Raw genomic sequence first — 16,585 nt, 5'->3', positions numbered from 1 at the left:
ATGAAGAAGATCTCCGACCGGCTGGGGCGTCAGTGGACGGTGGTCTTCGAACCGTCCTCGAACGAGGTCACGAGCGAGGAGATCAAGGTCTACTCGAACGCCGGCGGCCGCCGCCGCCGGCTGGAGTAGAACCCGCCCCGGGGTGTCGCGGGCGCGCCGACGCAGGCACCCTCGCCGGCATCCGTTGTCTCGCCGGGATGCGGAAGCAAGGTGGCTTCCCGCTGATTGCGCACCCGCGCTGTCTTCGAGTCCGCCGCCGCAGGAGAGTTCGCGGGTCGGTTACTCCTGTTGGGGCTCTTCGGGATCGCTTCGCTTTCGCGGACCGGTCAGCGTCAATTTGCCTGGGTCCCGGTCGAGGAAATAGGGCACCGAGGGATCGAGAGGTGCATTCTCCAGCCGCGCGTCGAGTTGCTGGTAGAGGGCGCTGCGCGGTTCCTCGATCGCTCGTGCACGCACGTAGCCGCCCATGGCGAGCTGGCGGATCTCCTCGACTTCGAACTGGGCCTCTTCCAGCGCGACCTCGAGTCCCCGGCGATTGGGCGCGAAGCAGTTGGTGAAATCGCCGTTGAGGCTGTCGCCCGGATAGGCCTGCCAGAGGGCGAGCGAGGAGAGAGCAGGGTTGAGAGCCGCGAGAGTGGTCGTAGTGCCTCCGGGCAGGAGGACGAAGTCGTCGATCAGCAGGGTAGCCAGGAATAGCCGGCCGCCTTCGTTGAGCACGCCCCGGATCGCGTCGAGCGCCGCGAGGGGTTTGCGCAGGTGATAAAGCACGCCCAGGAATAGAATCACGTCGAACTTGCCGTGTCTCTTTGGGTCGAGGTTGTAGACATTCTCCGTCCAGTACTCGACCCGGCTCCCCAGGAGCTCGCGGGCCACCGCGAAGCCGGTTGCGGTCTCGGCGACGAAGTCGGCGGCGACGACCTGGGCCCCCCGTTTCTCCATCTCGAACGAGAAGAAGCCGTCAGAGCAGCCGAGGTCGAGCACCCGCAGCCCGTGCGCATCTCCGGGAAGGCCGAGCTCGTCGAGCAGCGGCAACTTGAGCCGGTTCGAATCCTCGCCCGGCGTGATCACACCGGGAGCCACCTCGATCTCGTGGAACCAGCGCCCGTGCGCCGCTACCCGGCGGCGCGCAGTCTCGACGTCGAGGGTCGGCCGGACTGCGGTCAAGACGGTCTCTCGGGTGCCGCCCGATGCCTGAGCGGCACGGCGGACTGCCGAATGTATCGATCGGTGGGATCGGCCGTAGCTACTCCGGCCGCGTCAGCGCGAAGGTGCAGCCGCGGCAGATGAAGTTCGCCGGGGCTTCCTCGACGCCGTAGACCCAACGGCGCATCTGGGCGAGCTTGGGGCCGGAGAGGACGTCGGCGACGGATTCGACGTTCAGGTCGCCGACTTCGTACTTCTCGTCGTAGTCCTCGCAGCACAGGACGCACTTGCCGTGCGGGGTGATGTGAAGGTGCTGGAAGGGGCGGGAACCGACGTTGTCGCAGCCGCAGAGTTTGCCGATCGGGGCGGCGGGCTTGGCGCCGATCTGCAGGTAGCCGGCGCGGTCCATGACCTCGAAGTACTTCACCGTGAAACGGCTGCCGGCGAAGCGGGCGGTGATCTCCTCGAAATCGCGCTTGTGGTCGGCGTTGCCGGTGCCCAGAACGACCATGTCCATCTGCTCGGCCAGAGCCTTGTCCTTTGCGTAGTCGAGGTTCTTGAGCACCGCGACCATGTGGTCGCCGCCGCGCTCCTTCCTGTAGCGCTCGCGATCGATCGTCGAGAGGTTGATCGACAGAAAGCGCAGGCCGCCCATTTCGACCAACGCGTCCACCCGGTCGGGCGTGAGCCCCGTGCCGTTGGTGAGCACCGCCGGTGGCAGGCCCGCGGCGCGGATGGCGCGCACCTGCTCGACGAAGCGCTTGTCCGCGGTCGGCTCGTTGTAATTGATCATGAACAGCGCTTCGATCGTCGACTTGTAGTCCGAGAGCTCGCCGAGGATGCGCTCGTAGAGCTCCGTCGGCATGAAGTGGTTGGCCCGCGGCGCGATCGACACCGGGCAGAAGTAGCACGACTGGTTGCAGACCGTGTGCGCTTCGAGCGAGGCGTACTTCAAGAAGAACGACTTCGAGGCCCGCTCGGGGTCGGCGATCAGCCAGCCGCCGCCGGCGAGCGCCGCGAGCTCTTCTGGAGCCGCGATGCCGCCCTCCTCAAAGCTCCGGAGCGCCGCGAAGAGTGGATCTCCGACGGCCAGGGCGCCGTCCGTGAGCGGGTTGTAGTACCGCTCGGAGGTGGTGTGGAGGTATGGGCTCACCCGGCTGGAGGCCGGAGGGGGCGCAAAATCAGACATGAAGTGGGGTCTCCCTGCGAGAAGAGTCGGCGGAACCGGAAGGGGCGGCGCCGCCGGACCAGCGATGTGGAAAGTGCGCCAGGCCGATCGCGTAGCGCGGGCTCTCGACGGCGAAAGCGTCGGCGAGGATCTGGCGGTCGTAGATGTGCAGTCCCGCTCCGTCGAGCAGGAAGGCGTAGATCGTGAAGCGACCCTTGAGGATCTGAAGGTCCGGGAGCTCGAGGCGCACCGAATAGCCGCGCGCCCCGGAGTAGGGCGGCCGCCCGTCCTGGTTGGTGCTGAACGAGCAGACCTCGATGCCGTCGATCCGGTTGAGGCCGATGCCGACATGAAACTCGAGAGTGGGGTCGTCGCTCTTCCAGTCGAGCTCGAGCACGAAGTTCTCGCCCTGTCGTGCCAGCGTCCCGCCGGGAAGGCGGACATCACGGATCCGGGCCGGGCCGGGAGTGATGGCGTCCTCGGCATGGCTGTGGCCGGCCTTGGCGAGCAGGAACTCCTCGTACTTGCGTACGACGTCCTGCGCGGGTCCATAAGCCGCCACCTTGCCGTTCTGCAGCCAGAGGGCCTGGCTGCAGAAGGCGGAGATGTAGTACATGGCGTGCGAGCAGAGGAGCAGCGTGCCGCCGCCGGAGGTGAATTCGAGGAGACGATCGATGCACTTCTTCTGGAAGTAGCCGTCACCGACCGAGAGCGCCTCGTCGATGATCAGGACGTCGGGTTCGACCTGCGTGGCGATGGCGAAGCCGAGGCGCATCGCCATGCCGGTCGAATAGGTCTTCACTGGCTGGTCGATGAATCCGTCGAGCTCGCTGAAGGCGATGATCTGCGGCGTCTTGGTGCGGATCTCGCTCTCGGAGAGCCCGAGCAGGGCGGCGTTCAGCACGATGTTCTGCCGCCCGGAGAGCTCCGGGTGGAACGCCGACCCGAGCTCGAGAATCGACGCCACCTTGCCGCGCACCTCGAGCTTTCCGCTCGACTGCGCCGTGATCCCGGAGAGGATCTTAAGCAGCGTGCTCTTGCCGGCGCCGTTCTCGCCGATGAGACCGAAGCCCTGGCCTTGCGGCACCTCGAAACTGACGTTGTCGAGGGCGTGGAAGGCCCGGTGCCGTTGCCGCCGGGTGAGAAGCTCGACGGCGCGACTCATCGGATTCGCATGCACCCGGTAGACCTTGCTGAGCAGCTCTGCGCTGACCGCTGCGGCGGCAGCCTGGGAGGGTACGGCGGATGCGGTCATGGACAGGGAATTATACGTTTGCTGCGCTCCCGGCGCGGATTGGCCTCGAGGCGGCGGAGTGGAAGCCGGTTCCGAGGCCTGGCGGAAGTGGCCGGCGCGAGGTTCAGGCGCTGTTTTTGGCGTGCTAGGCTTCGCGGCCCACGGGCTCCGAGGCGATTCGAGCCCAGCGGACAGAGGAGTCGAGCCGACCATGCCCAGCAGAGCCACCCCACGCGCCACTTCCGCGAGACTCTTCGCAGCCCTGGCGCTGCTCTGCTGGACAGGTTGTCGAACCGCGGCGCCGCCCCCCGCGACCCATCCCCCGGAAGCGCCGACGCCGGCTCCGCTGGCTCAGGCGGCTCCGCCGGCTCCGTTGGCTCCGCCGACTCCGGTGCCTGCGGCCGCTCCGGCCGCTCCAGTACCGACCGGAGTGGCAACCGCGGCGGCGCCCCACAAGAACACCATCCGCTGGACCACGGCGAGCGAGGTGGACAGCTTCGGCTTCGACGTTTTCCGGGGAGAGAGCGCCGAGGGTCCGTTCGAGCGCCTGAACGCGAAACCGATCGCCGGCGCCGGGACCTCCGACGAAAGCCACTCCTATGCCTGGGTCGATGACACCATCGATCCGGCGAAGGAGTACTACTACTACGTCGAGAGCATCTCCATCGAAGGGGTGCGCGAGAAGTTCACCCCGGTCAGCCGCGCCCGCGCCAAGCTCGCGCCGGCGCCCCCTCCCGCGCCGTGACCCGGCTCCGGTTGCAGTCGACGTTCGCCGCTCTGGCGACGGCCACGCTCCTCGCGGCATGGGCGCCGGCGGCGCTGGCGCTGGATGCGAGGCCCGCCATCAAGATCTTCCTTCAGGACCCGGGCATCTACCGGGTGACGCACGCCGATCTGGTCGCCGCCGGTTGGCCGGCCGACGAGCTCGCGAGCTCCAGGCTGCACTTGCGTCACGGGGAGCGGCCCGTGGCGATCGAGGTCGAGGACGGCGGCGATGGCCGATTCGGGACCGGCGACGCCGTGCTGTTCGCCGGCGACCGACTGGCTGGGGAGCACGGCTACTACAACGAGTATTCGAGCCTCAACGTCTACTGGCTGGTGGACGACCCCTCGCGACCTGCTGCTGCCAGCGATCGCCTGCGCCGGGGCGCGGGAGTCGAAAGGCCGATGACGGGCCTCCCCGCCGCCCCTTCGCAATGGCAGCGGCGGGCCCGGCTCGAAGAGGATCGCATCCTCCTGCGCTACCCGCATGCCGGCATGGAGGATCAGGAGCTCTGGTACTGGACGAAGCTCTCCTACCTCGACGCCGACCGGTTCGAGATCCCGATCGACCTCTCGGACCTGGACTCCTCAACGACCGGCGAGGCCGGCGCGGACTCTCCCGCGGTGGAGATCGCCGTCGAAGTCCGCGGTTGGTCGCGACCGCGCACCAAGCCGTCGGCGGAGTTCGCCGATCATGCCGTCGAGATCCTCTGGAACGGCGCAGTGGTCGCGCGCCGGGAGTGGTCGGGCACGGAGCAGGTCGAGAAGATCGAGGTCCGGCTGCCGCTGGCCGAAGTACTGCCGGGAAGCCACCGCCTCGCTCTGCGCGTCCCCGAGCGCCCGGCGAATGACAGCCAGCCTCTGGTCGATGTCTCGATTCTGAACTGGATCGAAATCGTCGCGCCGCGAACGGCCGCTCTCGCGGCGTCAGCAACCCCGGCGACGCCCGCACCGGACGAGCCGCTGGCGAGCGGCGCGCGGCAGTACCGGATCGAGTCGCGCGTCGCGGCCGCCGGAGCGCCAGCGACGCTCGACATTCCGCCCGGAAGAGGTTTCTACCTCTTCACCGACGCCGGCGAGCGCTACGGCCTCGCGGCGAAGGCGGGAGCCGGGCGCCGGGTGGAGCTGCTGGCTGCAAGCTCCGGCTGGGTGGTGCCGCGCGGCCGCTTCCTCTCGCCGCGCGCGCTCGAGCTCGATCAGCCGTCGAGCTGGAAGCAGACCGACCGGCAGGCCGACTATCTGCTCGTCACCCATCCGCGCCTTCGCCAAGCGACCGCGCCGCTCGTGGCGTTGCGCCGCAGCCAGGGTCTCACGGTGGCCGAAGTCGATATCCGCGACATCTACGACGAGTGGAGCGGTGGCGTCACCGATCCCCGCGCCATCCGCGACTTCGTCGATTACGCCTTTCACCACTGGCGCTCGCCGGCGCCGCGCTTTCTCCTGCTGGTCGGAGACGCGAGTTGGGACGGCAAGAACGATCATCCCTCCGGCGCTTCGCCCGACTGGGCCTTCCGCCTTTCTGATCGCGCAGAGTTCATCCAGAACGGCAGCACCTCCTATCGCTCCGATCAACTCGCCTCGTCGCGTAACCTCGTTCCGACCTGGGGCTACGGCAGCGCCGAAGGGCATGCTGCCGGCGACAACGTATTCGTCGCAGTCGATGGCGCGGACGAGTTTCCCGACCTCGCCGTCGGACGGTTTCCCGTGATCGAGACGGGCGAGGTCGAGGCCATCGTCGCCAAGATCGTCGCCTACGAGACGGCGCCGGAACCCGGCGACTGGCGGTCGCGAGTGCTCTGGGTGACCAACGAAGAGAGCTACACCCAGCGCTTGAGCGACAAACTCTCGGACGAGCTCGCGACTCGAGGGTACAGCGCCCGCAAGGTCTATCCGATGCCGGTGGTACCGGCGACCGCAGACGATCAGGGGGCGCTGCGCGGAGCGTTCGACGAAGGCGCCCTCCTCGTGCACTTCTTCGGCCACGGCGGGCGCTACATCTGGCGCACCGCGGCGCCCGATCTCGCCTCGCAACGCGATCTGTTCGACCTCTCGGACGTCGAGGCGCTCGCGCCCACGAGTCGTCTCCCGCTCGTCCTGAGCATGACCTGCTACTCCGCTCCGTTCGACCATCCGACGGCCGACTCGATCGGAGAGAAGCTCTTGCGTGAGCCGGCAAAGGGAGCGGTGGCGGTCTTCGCCGCCTCCTGGCGCAACGGCCCACGCGAGGAGTGGAGCCGCCGTCTCCTCGAGGAGCTGCTGCAGCCCGGCACGGTGGGCGAAGCGCTGATGCGGGTCAAGCGCAAGTCGAACCACCTCGATCTCATCCGCCAGTACAACCTGCTGGGCGATCCCGCGATGCGACTGGCGCTCCCGCAGTTCGCGGCCGGCCCGGCCGCCGCCGGCGGGCCAACGGACCTGCCCGTCGATCCGGTCGCCAGCGACGCCGCGGATGGCCGAGTCCCGGCTCCGTAATTTCTTCCGGCGTTTCGTCGGCGAGAACGCACGGAGCGCCGGGCGCTCACTCGCTGGCCTCCTCCTGCTGGCTGCCCTCGTCCAGGCCGGGCTCGCCCGCCTCGAAGGGACTGCGACGCGGCCGCTGACCGGCGACGAGAAGCGCTATGTCGCGGTGGCGACCTCGTGGGCGGCCGGGGAGCCGGCAGAGCTCGATCCTCTCTGGCCGCCCGGCTACCCTGCGACGCTCGCCGTGCTCCTGCGTTGCGGCGGATCCCTGGCCTCGGTCGTGGGGTTGCAGATCCTGGCTCTGCTGGCGGCCGGACTCGCGCTCGCCGGCATCGCGCGCGCTGCCGGAGCGACGCCCGTGTTCGCCTGGCTCGCCGGGGCGGTCCTCGTTGTCGATCCGGAGGTTGCGGCTTTCGCTCGCTTCTTCTGGCCCGAGACCTTGCATCTTGCGCTGCTCCTCGCGGCGCTGTTGCTCGCGATCCGCTGCCTGTCGAGCGACGGCAAGGCGCGGCAGCCGCTGCGGCTCGCTATGCTCGGGGTCGTGGCCGGAGCGGCGATCGCCCTGAAGAGCCTGCTGCTGCCGCTGCTGCCACTCCTGGCGCTGCCGGTGCTCCGTGCCGCCACCCGGCGCCAGCGGGTCGCGCACGGGCTGCTCGTCGCGCTGCCGCTCGTTGCCGTCCTCGTGCCGGTGGTTTCGTTCCAGATGACGCACAACGGTGTCCGCGGCCTGGGTGGCAGCGCGCGCTTCAACCTCTGGGTCGGCCTGACCGACAGCGCCTCGCGGAGCCTCGAAGGCGATCGCACCTGGAGCGAATATCTGACCTACCGTGCCGGAGGAGCGGACTTCGCCGAACGCCAGCGTGCGCTCACCCGGCGCATCCGCGAGTACGTCGACGCGCGCGGCGTGCCGGCGGTCCTGGCCGGGCAGTTCCCCAGGCAGTATTTCCGCCTGTTCGACCGCGAGTCGTATTTCGGCGCCATGCTGCCCCCCGGGGGCCGCCTCGTCCTGGCCGGGGAGGGCTATCGTGCCGCGCCGCCCCTGCTCGCGCGACTCTTCGGCTACGGGGAGCTCGCCCTCTACTGCGTGATCCTTTTCGCCGCTCCGTTCGGACTGGTGCGGCTGCTGCGGGAACGTCGGCCAGGGGCCCGCTGGATCGGCGGCCTGCTCGTCTATCAGCTCGTGCTGTTCTACTTCCTGCACGTCCAGTCACGCTACCGTTTGACGCTCCTGCCGGTGCTCATCCTCGGCGCGGTCTGGGCTGTGCAGACCTTGTGGCGTCGCGGACGGGCGGGTGAGTTGCCGGTCTCCGGGCTCGACCTGGCCGCAGGCGGGTGCGGAGCCGCGCTGCTGCTCTATTTCGCCTTCGGCGCGACCTGAGGTCAGGCGGCGCCGGGATCGGCCTTGCGGTTGCCCGGCTTGAAACCGACGTCCGGCGCGAAGGTCGGCTTCGCGGCCCAGGCGACGAGCTCCCGCGTCGTGGCCTCGAAGGTCAGGTGTTCCTGCGCATAGCGCTGCGCATCTTCCGCCATGGTGGCGATCTCCCGGGGGTGATCGGCCGCCCAGCAGATCCGCTCGGCCAGGGCGTCGGCGTCGCCGACCGGGAAAGTGAGCCCGAGCTGGCGGCTCGCGAGCAGCTCCCCCAGGTCGCCGATCTGGTTGTAGGCCACGGCGAGGCCCGCGCTCATCCACTGCACGACACGGTTCTTGCTTCCCAGGATGCCCTCGTAGATCGGCCTCTCGGTCAGGACTCCGAGATCGGATCCCGCTACCACTGCCGGCAGCTCGTCGGCGATCAGCCAACCGCGCAGGTCGAAGCGATCGGCGAAGCGGGAGCGCGCGGCGCGCTCGACCAGCTCGCCATAGGTCGACTCGTCGTGGCCGGGAATCTCCCCGCCGGTGGAGACGAACCGGACCCGTGGGTCGCGCTCCATGGCGCGCTCGAGCCCGGCGACGAGCGTCCGGACATCGCTCCAGGTGTTGTAGCTGCCACTCCAGAGCACCTGGAAGGGCTCCCCGGCGTGGCGGCGGCGGTGGGCTGCAGGCAGGGGATCGCGGGCGCTCCCGGGAAGGAGGGCGCAGGGCAGTACCGAGACGAAGTCGTGTCCGATGGTGCGGAAGCTCAGCCGGCCAATGGCGCCCAGCTCGCCGATCGCCGCCCACTTCTGGCGCTCCGAGACCACCGACATCCGATCGGCCCAACCGAGCACCGCCTCGACCAGCTTCCAGAAGTAGGCGATGGTGTCGCCATGCCCGTCGAGGGCCGACTTGGCCTGGGCCTCCGCCATGACGTGCCCGAACTCGTCGGCCCAGAAGGGCACGGCAGGCCGCGTCAGGGCCAGCGCATACGAGCCGTAGATGGTCGCACCGACGACGCAGTCGGGAGCGAATTCGGCGATCTGGGAGCAGGTGCGCTCGTGGTCGGTGAACAGGCCGCGGGTGACGCGCTCGATGCGCACGCCGTCCACCGTTTCGAGCTCGACGGGCGGTGTCAGGTAGGCGTCAGCGAGTGCGACGGCGAGCAGCCGGACCTCATGGCCGGCGGCGGCGAGCGAATGGGCGAACTGCCAGGTCCGGATTCCCGGGCCGTAGTTCTTCTGGGTATTCTCGAACGGCAGCGGCGCGACGCCGTAAATCAGGATCCGGCTCATTCGGGCATGCCTCCGGGGTCTGCAGAATCCCAGGGCCGGCCGCGCGAGACGACCTCGGGGAGGGTGATGACCGGCACCGTACCCGCCGGTTTCAGCATGTTCCACCACGACTCGTCGCCGCCGTGGCGAAAGCGCGCCGCGAGAATTCGCGGCAGCAGCGCCAGCGCTCCGAGCCAGGCTCGTTTCTGGCGATCCGCCGCAGCCAGATCCCGGGCCTTCAGGCGATCGCGATAGGTGTGGCGCTCGTCCCGAACGTGGCCGGGCAGAGTTCGAAAGAGCTGCCGCCAGGGCCAATGCAGAAGCATGAGGATCCAGCGATTGCGACTGAACAGGAAGAGCTTGAACTCGGAGCTCGGTCCTGCGGTGGCGGAGACGGCGTGCGCCACGACGGCGTCCGGAGCCAGCCAGATCGACTGTCCGCGCCGCCGCAGACGCAGGCAGATGTCGAGATCCTCCATGTAGAAGTCGAAGAGCTGGCTCCAACCGCCGGCAGCCTCGAAGGCGTCGCTGCGGATCAGTATGGCCGAGCCGGTCACAGCGAGCACCTCTTCGCGTCCGGGCAGTGGCAGGTGGCGGGCCACTGGCAGGCCGATGCCCTCGTCCCAGGCCTCTCCGGCGCGGGAGAGGTTCAGCCCCAGACTGTTCAGGTGGTCCTCGGCTCCCCAGATCAGGATCAACGGGCCGGCCGCTGCCGCCCCGGGCTGCTCCCTCAGGACGCTCGCGAGGCGGTCGAGGGTGTCGTGGCGCACGACGGCGTCGTTGTTGAGAAAGAAATAGCCATCGACCGGCGGGAGGTTCCTGCGGCTCCATTCCACGGCGCGATTGTTGGCCTCGCCGAATCCGATCGTTCCGGGCGAGGCCAGTCGGTGAATCCGCGGGTCGTGCGCGACCCAGGCCGGAAGTGCCTCGCGGCATTCGTTCTCGAACAGGACGATGTCGAGGTCGACGCCGGTGCTGGCGAGCGCCGCCCGCAGGCAGTGATCGAGCAGCTCGGAGTTGCGATGGTGCACCACGATCGCGCGCACTCGCGGACGCGCCGATCCGGGCACCTTAGGTGAATCCGCCTGCGAGGTCACGGTTTCGATTCCGGATCGCGCTCCTGAAGAGCGATCTCGAGTTCCTGCACTCGGGTTTCGAGCCGGCGCCTCGCCTCTTCGAAGTTCACTGCCGCCGCCTGCAAGTCCAGCGCCCAGGATTCCAGCTTCCGGTAGGCCGCGATGAGCCTCTGATGCTCCGAGGCGAGGTCGGCGCCGCCTCCTCCGAGATCACCGGCTGCGAGCCCGAGGGCGACCGTCACCGGCCAGGGCCGGGCGAGGGCGGTCGCGAGCTCGCGGGTCTCCATCCCGGGCGAGCGGGCGCGCACGGCGGCGCCCAGATCGGCCTCGCGCGCGAGGTCGGCCGCGAGGCAGGGCTCGACGCCGGCCCGCGCGCAGAGCGCCTCGTAGAGCGCGCCGCAGTGGGGCAGGTCCGCGATCGGCTTGCCGCGCATTTCGATACAGGCGATCACATTGCGCAGGATCCACCACGAGACCGGTACGCGCGAGCGCGCCCGCCATTCGAGATCGAAGAGGTGGAAGCTCCCGTGCTCGTCGAGCGTCGCGTTGCTCGCGAGGGCGTCGAGCGCTTCCCCTTCGAGGTCCGAAGCGCGGCCGAATCGTGCCCGGACGAAATCGATGAAGCTGGCGAGCTCCTCCAGGAAGGCACCGCTGCGGCCCGCGATGAGGTGCTCTTCCAGCCGCAGCCGGAGGGATTCCCCGAGCGCGAGCGGTGACCTCGCCTGGGGTACCCAGGAGAACTCTTCCGAGTCGGGCAACTCGCTGTCGTCGAGCCGGAGTTTGCTGACCAGGATCCGGCCGGCGCCGCCCGCCTCGAGCTCGAAGACGGTCGCGATCGGGACCCGGCGCCCCGGGGCATGGTGCCAGGCGACCTCCTGGGCTGGCGGGCGCAGGCGCGACCAGGTCGCCGAGCCGGCGAACAGGGGCGCGGGCGAGGCCGCGACGAGGAAGTGATTGGCGAACTCCGCGAGGAGACCGCAGTGCGCGAGCTCCCGGGCGACGAGGGCCTCGGGCAAGAGGTCGAGGCGGGGGAAACGGCGGTCGGCCGAGGGGTGGAGCGCGGCCAACTCCGCGGCCAGCTCGGGCGCCGCGGCGATCAGGCGCTCCGAGACCAGCGTCCCCGACTCCCCGCTCGCATCTGGATCGGGCGCGGCGAGGAACCACTCGAGAACCGCGAAGCCGGCGCGGGTGAGGGCTTGCGACAGCTCGCGCCGCGACGCGAAGAGCGGAGCGCTCACGGCACGGGCGTTCGGCGGCGTTCCGCGGCCGGCGAGCGTCGTGAAGAGGGTCCCGCTACCGGGCTCGGGGGAGCCCGACCAGAAGCGAAGTCCGAAGCGATTGGAGAGGCCCAGGAGCAGGACGCCGCCGTCCCTGATCCGTTGCTTCGCCGCGGCCAGCGTCGCATCGAGCGTCAGCGACGACGTGCCGTCGAAATCGAGCGCCAACAAGACATCGCAGCCTCCGCCGCCGCGCACCTGCGCTGCCGTGGTGGATTCGGCTGCCCCGACCTCGAGCTCCTGGAAGCGGAACGGTCGGAGCAGGGCGTCGCCCGCTGGGTTGCCTGTTCTGGTAGGTCGAGTCATCGGAAGCCGGCCAGAAAAAGTAGCACATCCGGGCGCTCGACGCGGGGCTGAGTGGTAGCTTCTTCGCTTGGGTCTGCAGGGGTCCGTTTCTTCAGTCCGGGAGGTTCGCATGCGCGACGAGCTCTACATCGACGGCAAGTGGCAGAAACCGGCGGCGGGCGGGACTCTCGATGTCGAGAATCCGGCCACTGGCGAGCTCCTGCATCGCGCGCCGGCGGGGACGGCGCCGGATGTCGATCGCGCCGTGGTTGCCGCCCGCAGGGCTTTCGAGGCCGGCTGGGGGGCGACGAGCGGCGCCCACCGCGCCGTCCTTCTGCGCGCCATCGCGGACCGGATTTCTTTCCGCCGAGAGGAGCTTGCGCGGCTCGAGGTTCAGGATAACGGCAAGCCGCTGCCGGAGGCGCTCTGGGACCTCGACGACGCCGCCGGCTGCTTTTCGATGTACGCCGATCTCGCCGAGGAGCTCGACGGCCGGCAAGAGACGCCCTTGCCGCTGCCCGACGCACGCTTCACCTCGCAGGTTCGCCTCGAGCCGGTGGGCGTCGCCGGCCAGATCATCCCCTGGAACTACCCGCTCCTCATGGCGGCCTGGAAGGTCGCTCCGGCGCTCGCGGCGGGCGCCACCGTAGTGCTGAAGCCGTCCGAGCTCACTCCGCTCACGGCCCTCGAGCTGGGAGCGATCGCCGAAGAGGTCGGCCTGCCGCCGGGCGTCCTCAATGTCGTTTCCGGGACGGGCCGCGAGGCCGGCGAGCCGCTCGCCCTGCACCCGCTGGTCGACAAGGTCGCCTTCACCGGTTCGGTGCCGACCGGCCGGAAAGTGATGATGGCCGCCGCGCAGGAGGTGAAGAACGTCTCCCTCGAGCTCGGCGGCAAGTCGCCGTTCATCGTCTTCGCCGACGCCGACGTCGAAGCGGCGGTCGAGTGGGTGATGTTCGGCATCTTCTGGAACCAGGGGCAGGTGTGCAGTGCGACCTCGCGGTTGCTGGTCGAAGAACGCCTCGCGCCGCGTCTGCTCGATCGGCTCTGCGAAGCGGCGAAGAGGATACCGATCGGCGACGGGCTCGCCGCTGGCACCCTCCTCGGGCCCCTCGTGTCGCGCGGCCAGCACGAGAAGGTCCTGGGATTCATCGACCGGGCGCGCGCCGAGAAGCTCACGCTCGTGACCGGCGGAGGGCGTCCGCCGGGACTCGACCGCGGCTACTTTCTCGAGCCGACGATCTTCGCCGACGTGCCGGTCGAGTCGGAGCTGTGGCGGGAGGAGATCTTCGGCCCGGTGCTCGCCGTGCGGACCTTCAGGGAAGAGGAAGAGGCCGTGCGGCTCGCCAACGACTCGCCATTCGGCCTCGCAGCGGCGGTCATGTCCGCCGATCTCGAGCGCTGCCGCCGGGTGGCCCGGAAGTTCCGCGCCGGTATCGTCTGGATCAACTGCTCGCAGCCGACCTTCAGCCAGGCGCCGTGGGGCGGCATGAAGCAGAGCGGCATCGGCCGCGAGCTCGGTGAATGGGGCCTGGCGAACTACCTCGAGGTCAAGCAGATGACGACCTACGAGTCGCGCGAGCCCTGGGGCTGGTACCTCGGACCGTAGCCCGCTGCCGGCGCCCGGGCGAAGGCGGGCCGCGTCAACCCTCGAAGACCTCGTCGATCAGGTGAAGGTGGCGGTCGAGGATGGCGAAGCCCTCTCGCAGCTCGGCCTCCGTGATGCAGAGCGGCGGGTTGGTCATGAAGGTGTTCCAGCGGCAGACCGTGTAGAGGCCGGCGTCGAGCAGCGCGCGGTTGAACTTCGCCATCGCCGGGTGGCTGCCGTTGTAGGGGGCGAGGGGCGTGCCCTGCGCATCCTTGCGCAGCTCGACGATGCCGAAGAGGCCGATGTTCCGATGTGCGAGCACGGACGGATGCCGGCGCGCGAGATTCTCCATCTCTCCGCGCATGACCGGCTCGAGACGGGCGGCATTCTCGACCATGCCCTCGCCGAGCATCACCTCGAGCACAGCCTCGGCGACCGCGAGGCAGAAAGGGTGGGCGTTGTAGGTCAGGCCGCCGTAGAAGACGTTCGTCTTGAAATACTCGGCGATCGGCGTCGAGACCGCCATCGCGCCGAGCGGCACGTACGAGGAGGTGAGTCCTTTCGCCATGGTCACGATGTCGGGTTGGACGCCATCGTGCTCGAAGGCGAACAGCTTTCCCGTCCGTCCGAGCCCGGCCATCACCTCGTCGCAGATCAGCAGGATGCCATGTCGCGTGAGGAGGTTGCGAAGGCCCTGCATGTAGCCCGGGGGCGGGATCAGGATGCCGTTCGTGCCGGTCACACTCTCGACGATCATCGCCGCGATGGTGTGCGGGCCTTCGTAGTCGATGACCTCCTCGAGGTAGGTCAGATTGTTGCGGGTGATCGTGGCCGGATCTTCGCCGAACGAGTACTTGTAGGGCCACGGATCCATCACCCGCACGACGCCCGGCATTCCCGGTTCGTTGGCCCAGCGGCGCGGATCGCCGGTCAGTTGCAGCGTGGCGTTGGTGCCGCCGTGATAGCTGCGGTAACGCGCCAGGATCTTCTGCCGGCCGGTGAACATCTTCGCGGCCCGGATGGCGTTCTCGTTGGCCTCGGCGCCGCCCAGGGTGTAGAAGAACACGTCGAGGTCGCCGGGAGTGAGCTCGGCGAGTCGCCGCGACAGCCGCGCCCGCGGCTCGGTTGCGGTGCCCGGATGAGCGAAGAGGAGGCCCTCGCAGGCCTTTTTCATCGCCGCGACCACCTTCGGGTGCGAGTGGCCGATGTTGACGCTCATCAACTGGCTGTTGAAGTCGAGGATGCGCTGTCCGTCGGCGGTGTACATGTAGATGCCGGAGGCGGAGACGATCGGCAGCGGCTGCACCGCTCCCGTCGCCGACCACGAATACATCGTGTGCTTGAGACAGAGTTCGACGATCTCGCGTCCATCCATCGTTCTACTCCTTGCCTCTGGCTGAAGAAGGGGTCAGCTCATCCAGTTGGCGTCGCGCTGCAACGCCCATTTGGTGGTGATCTTGCGCTGCCGGGTCCAGAAGCGGTAGCCGTCCCAACCGGTGATGTTGCCGTGCCCGAAGCAGGAGTCGTTCCAGCCGCCGAACCCGAACGGCTCGCGCGGCACCGGCACGCCGACGTTGACGCCGCACATGCCGGCCTCAGCCGACCCCATGACGCGGCGGGCAACGTCGCCCGAAGTGGTGTAGACGGTGGCGGCGTTGCCGTAGGGGTTGGCGCCTTCGATGCGCAGGGCCTCGTCGAGAGTGGCGACCCGAACGACGGAGAGCACCGGCCCGAAAATCTCCTCGCAACCGGCCTCCGAAGCCGGGTCGACGCCGTCGAGAATCGTCGGTCCCACCCACCAGCCGGCGGCCGGACCCACTCGTTCGGCCCCTACAGCCCCCTCCGCCCCGTCCGGTAGCCTGCCGCGTCCGTCGACGACCACCCGCGCGCCGTTCGCTGCCGCGTTCGCGATGGCTTTCGTGATCCTCTCGGCGGCGGCGGCGGTCGCGACCGGACCCATCTCGCTGCCGAGACGGATGGCGGCAGCGCGCTTCGCGATCCGTCCGAGGAGCGGATCGATCTCCGCCGGCTCGCCGACGGCGAGCAGCACCGAAGCGGCCATGCAACGCTGGCCGGCGCAGCCGGTGAACGAGGCGACAATGTTCTCGACCGCGACATCCGGATCGGCGTCGGGGACGAGAATGAGGTGATTCTTCGCTCCGCCGAGGCAGAGTGCGCGTTTGCCCGCGGCGCAGGCCCGCGCATAGACCGCGCGCGCCACCCGGGTCGAACCGACGAAACCCAGCGCCTCGATCCCGGGGTGGTCGCAGAGGGCCTCCACCGTCTCCCGGCCCCCCTGGACGAGCGAGAAGATGCCCGCCGGCAGACCCGCTTCGGCGAAGAGCTCGGCCAGGCGCATCGCGGAGAGCGGCACGCGCTCGGAGGGCTTGAGGAGGAACGCGTTTCCTCCCACCAGCGCTTGCGGCAGCATCCACATCGGCACCATCAGAGGGAAGTTGAACGGCACCACCCCGGCGACGACGCCGAGCGGCTCGTAGGTCAGGCCACAGGTGACGCCGCGGCTGACCTCGAGCTCACTGCCCGTCGCGAGGTTGGGCAGCGAACAGCCGTACTCGAGGCACTCGATCGCCTTCAGGACCTCGGCTTCGGCCTCACTGTAGATCTTGCCGTTCTCGTGCGATACCAGCCAGGAGAGCTCGACGAGATCGCGCATCAGGAGCTCGCGCGTCCGGTAGAGGACCTGGGCGCGATCGCGGATCGGCAGGTCGCGCCAGGCCGGGAATGCCGCCCGGGCGGCGGCGACCGCGGCGTCGACATCGGCGGCGCCCGAGAGCTGCACGGTGGACATCGGCCGTCCCCAGCGTGGATTCGGCACCGGCTGCGAGGCCGGCGTTCCCGCCGCCTCGCGCCAGGCTCCGCCGATCCAGTTGCGCGCCGGGACGTACTCGGTGAAGTCGTAGGAGCTGGCGGCGAAGCGGGGCAGGGTCATGGTCGGCAGAGCGTATC

12 protein-coding genes are annotated in these 16,585 nt (G+C 69.1%); 4 read left to right on the top strand and 8 right to left on the bottom strand.

Going from position 1 to position 16,585, the window contains the following annotated elements:
- Nucleotides 1-279: 279 nt before the first annotated feature.
- The 3 genes from KBI44_01920 to KBI44_01910 form a co-directional block, all read right to left on the bottom strand.
- Nucleotides 280-1,164: a methyltransferase domain-containing protein gene (locus KBI44_01920; protein MBP9143217.1), complete on the bottom strand. Its 885-nt coding sequence runs from the start codon at nt 1,162-1,164 to the stop codon at nt 280-282.
- A gap of 79 nt (nt 1,165-1,243) precedes the next feature.
- On the bottom strand, nt 1,244-2,332 hold the full coding sequence (locus KBI44_01915; protein MBP9143216.1) for a radical SAM protein: 1,089 nt from the start codon (nt 2,330-2,332) through the stop codon (nt 1,244-1,246).
- Nucleotides 2,325-3,566, bottom strand: coding sequence for an ABC transporter ATP-binding protein (locus KBI44_01910; protein MBP9143215.1), 1,242 nt, complete (start codon nt 3,564-3,566; stop codon nt 2,325-2,327). The genes KBI44_01915 and KBI44_01910 overlap by 8 nt, the downstream gene beginning before the upstream one ends.
- Nucleotides 3,567-3,756: 190 nt before the next feature.
- Here KBI44_01910 and KBI44_01905 point away from each other — a divergent pair, with 190 nt between their 5' ends.
- From KBI44_01905 to KBI44_01895, 3 genes are read left to right on the top strand one after another with little or no spacing between them, the layout of a single operon-like run.
- The gene (locus KBI44_01905) at nt 3,757-4,290 is read left to right on the top strand and encodes a hypothetical protein (GenBank protein MBP9143214.1); all 534 of its coding nucleotides are present in this window, start codon (nt 3,757-3,759) and stop codon (nt 4,288-4,290) included.
- On the top strand, nt 4,287-6,779 hold the full coding sequence (locus tag KBI44_01900; GenBank protein ID MBP9143213.1) for a hypothetical protein: 2,493 nt from the start codon (nt 4,287-4,289) through the stop codon (nt 6,777-6,779). Before KBI44_01905 ends, KBI44_01900 begins: the two co-directional genes overlap by 4 nt.
- Complete coding sequence (locus KBI44_01895; protein ID MBP9143212.1) at nt 6,757-8,145, top strand: hypothetical protein; 1,389 nt, start codon at nt 6,757-6,759, stop codon at nt 8,143-8,145. Before KBI44_01900 ends, KBI44_01895 begins: the two co-directional genes overlap by 23 nt.
- 2 nt (nt 8,146-8,147) lie before the next feature.
- Here KBI44_01895 and KBI44_01890 read toward each other — a convergent pair whose 3' ends face one another.
- The 3 genes from KBI44_01890 to KBI44_01880 are packed head-to-tail and all read right to left on the bottom strand — an operon-like array spanning nt 8,148 to nt 12,054.
- Complete coding sequence (locus KBI44_01890; protein ID MBP9143211.1) at nt 8,148-9,416, bottom strand: glycosyltransferase family 4 protein; 1,269 nt, start codon at nt 9,414-9,416, stop codon at nt 8,148-8,150.
- Nucleotides 9,413-10,441, bottom strand: coding sequence for a glycosyltransferase family 2 protein (locus KBI44_01885; GenBank protein MBP9143210.1), 1,029 nt, complete (start codon nt 10,439-10,441; stop codon nt 9,413-9,415). The genes KBI44_01890 and KBI44_01885 overlap by 4 nt, the downstream gene beginning before the upstream one ends.
- A gap of 47 nt (nt 10,442-10,488) precedes the next feature.
- Nucleotides 10,489-12,054, bottom strand: coding sequence for a hypothetical protein (locus KBI44_01880; GenBank protein ID MBP9143209.1), 1,566 nt, complete (start codon nt 12,052-12,054; stop codon nt 10,489-10,491).
- A 109-nt stretch (nt 12,055-12,163) separates the two neighbouring features.
- Between KBI44_01880 and KBI44_01875 the strand changes: the two genes are divergently transcribed.
- Nucleotides 12,164-13,639, top strand: a complete 1,476-nt coding sequence (locus tag KBI44_01875; protein MBP9143208.1) for an aldehyde dehydrogenase family protein — start codon at nt 12,164-12,166, stop codon at nt 13,637-13,639.
- A gap of 34 nt (nt 13,640-13,673) precedes the next feature.
- Here KBI44_01875 and KBI44_01870 read toward each other — a convergent pair whose 3' ends face one another.
- Nucleotides 13,674-14,993 carry an aminotransferase class III-fold pyridoxal phosphate-dependent enzyme gene (locus KBI44_01870; protein MBP9143207.1) on the bottom strand — a complete coding sequence of 440 codons (1,320 nt, stop codon included), beginning with the start codon at nt 14,991-14,993 and terminating at the stop codon, nt 13,674-13,676.
- Nucleotides 14,994-15,026: 33 nt separating this feature from the next.
- On the bottom strand, nt 15,027-16,568 hold the full coding sequence (mmsA, locus tag KBI44_01865; GenBank protein ID MBP9143206.1) for a CoA-acylating methylmalonate-semialdehyde dehydrogenase: 1,542 nt from the start codon (nt 16,566-16,568) through the stop codon (nt 15,027-15,029).
- Nucleotides 16,569-16,585: the final 17 nt, after the last annotated feature.

It is taken from the genome of Thermoanaerobaculia bacterium (assembly GCA_018057705.1).
Taxonomy (GTDB): Bacteria; Acidobacteriota; Thermoanaerobaculia; order Multivoradales; family JAGPDF01; genus JAGPDF01.
The sequence above is the reverse complement of the archived record's forward strand: the minus strand, read 5'-3'. Positions and strand labels throughout refer to the sequence as shown.

Excerpts from the sequence above, each read along its gene's own strand:
- KBI44_01915 (MBP9143216.1), bottom strand. The coding sequence starts at position 2,332 with ATGTCTGATTTTGCGCCCCCTCCGGCCTCCAGCCGGGTGAGCCCATAC.
- KBI44_01910 (MBP9143215.1), bottom strand. The coding sequence starts at position 3,566 with ATGACCGCATCCGCCGTACCCTCCCAGGCTGCCGCCGCAGCGGTCAGC.
- KBI44_01895 (MBP9143212.1), top strand. The coding sequence starts at position 6,757 with ATGGCCGAGTCCCGGCTCCGTAATTTCTTCCGGCGTTTCGTCGGCGAG.
- KBI44_01875 (MBP9143208.1), top strand. The coding sequence starts at position 12,164 with ATGCGCGACGAGCTCTACATCGACGGCAAGTGGCAGAAACCGGCGGCG.
- KBI44_01905 (MBP9143214.1), top strand. The coding sequence starts at position 3,757 with ATGCCCAGCAGAGCCACCCCACGCGCCACTTCCGCGAGACTCTTCGCA.
- KBI44_01870 (MBP9143207.1), bottom strand. The coding sequence starts at position 14,993 with ATGGATGGACGCGAGATCGTCGAACTCTGTCTCAAGCACACGATGTAT.
- KBI44_01890 (MBP9143211.1), bottom strand. The coding sequence starts at position 9,416 with ATGAGCCGGATCCTGATTTACGGCGTCGCGCCGCTGCCGTTCGAGAAT.
- mmsA (MBP9143206.1), bottom strand. The coding sequence starts at position 16,568 with ATGACCCTGCCCCGCTTCGCCGCCAGCTCCTACGACTTCACCGAGTAC.
- KBI44_01880 (MBP9143209.1), bottom strand. The coding sequence starts at position 12,054 with ATGACTCGACCTACCAGAACAGGCAACCCAGCGGGCGACGCCCTGCTC.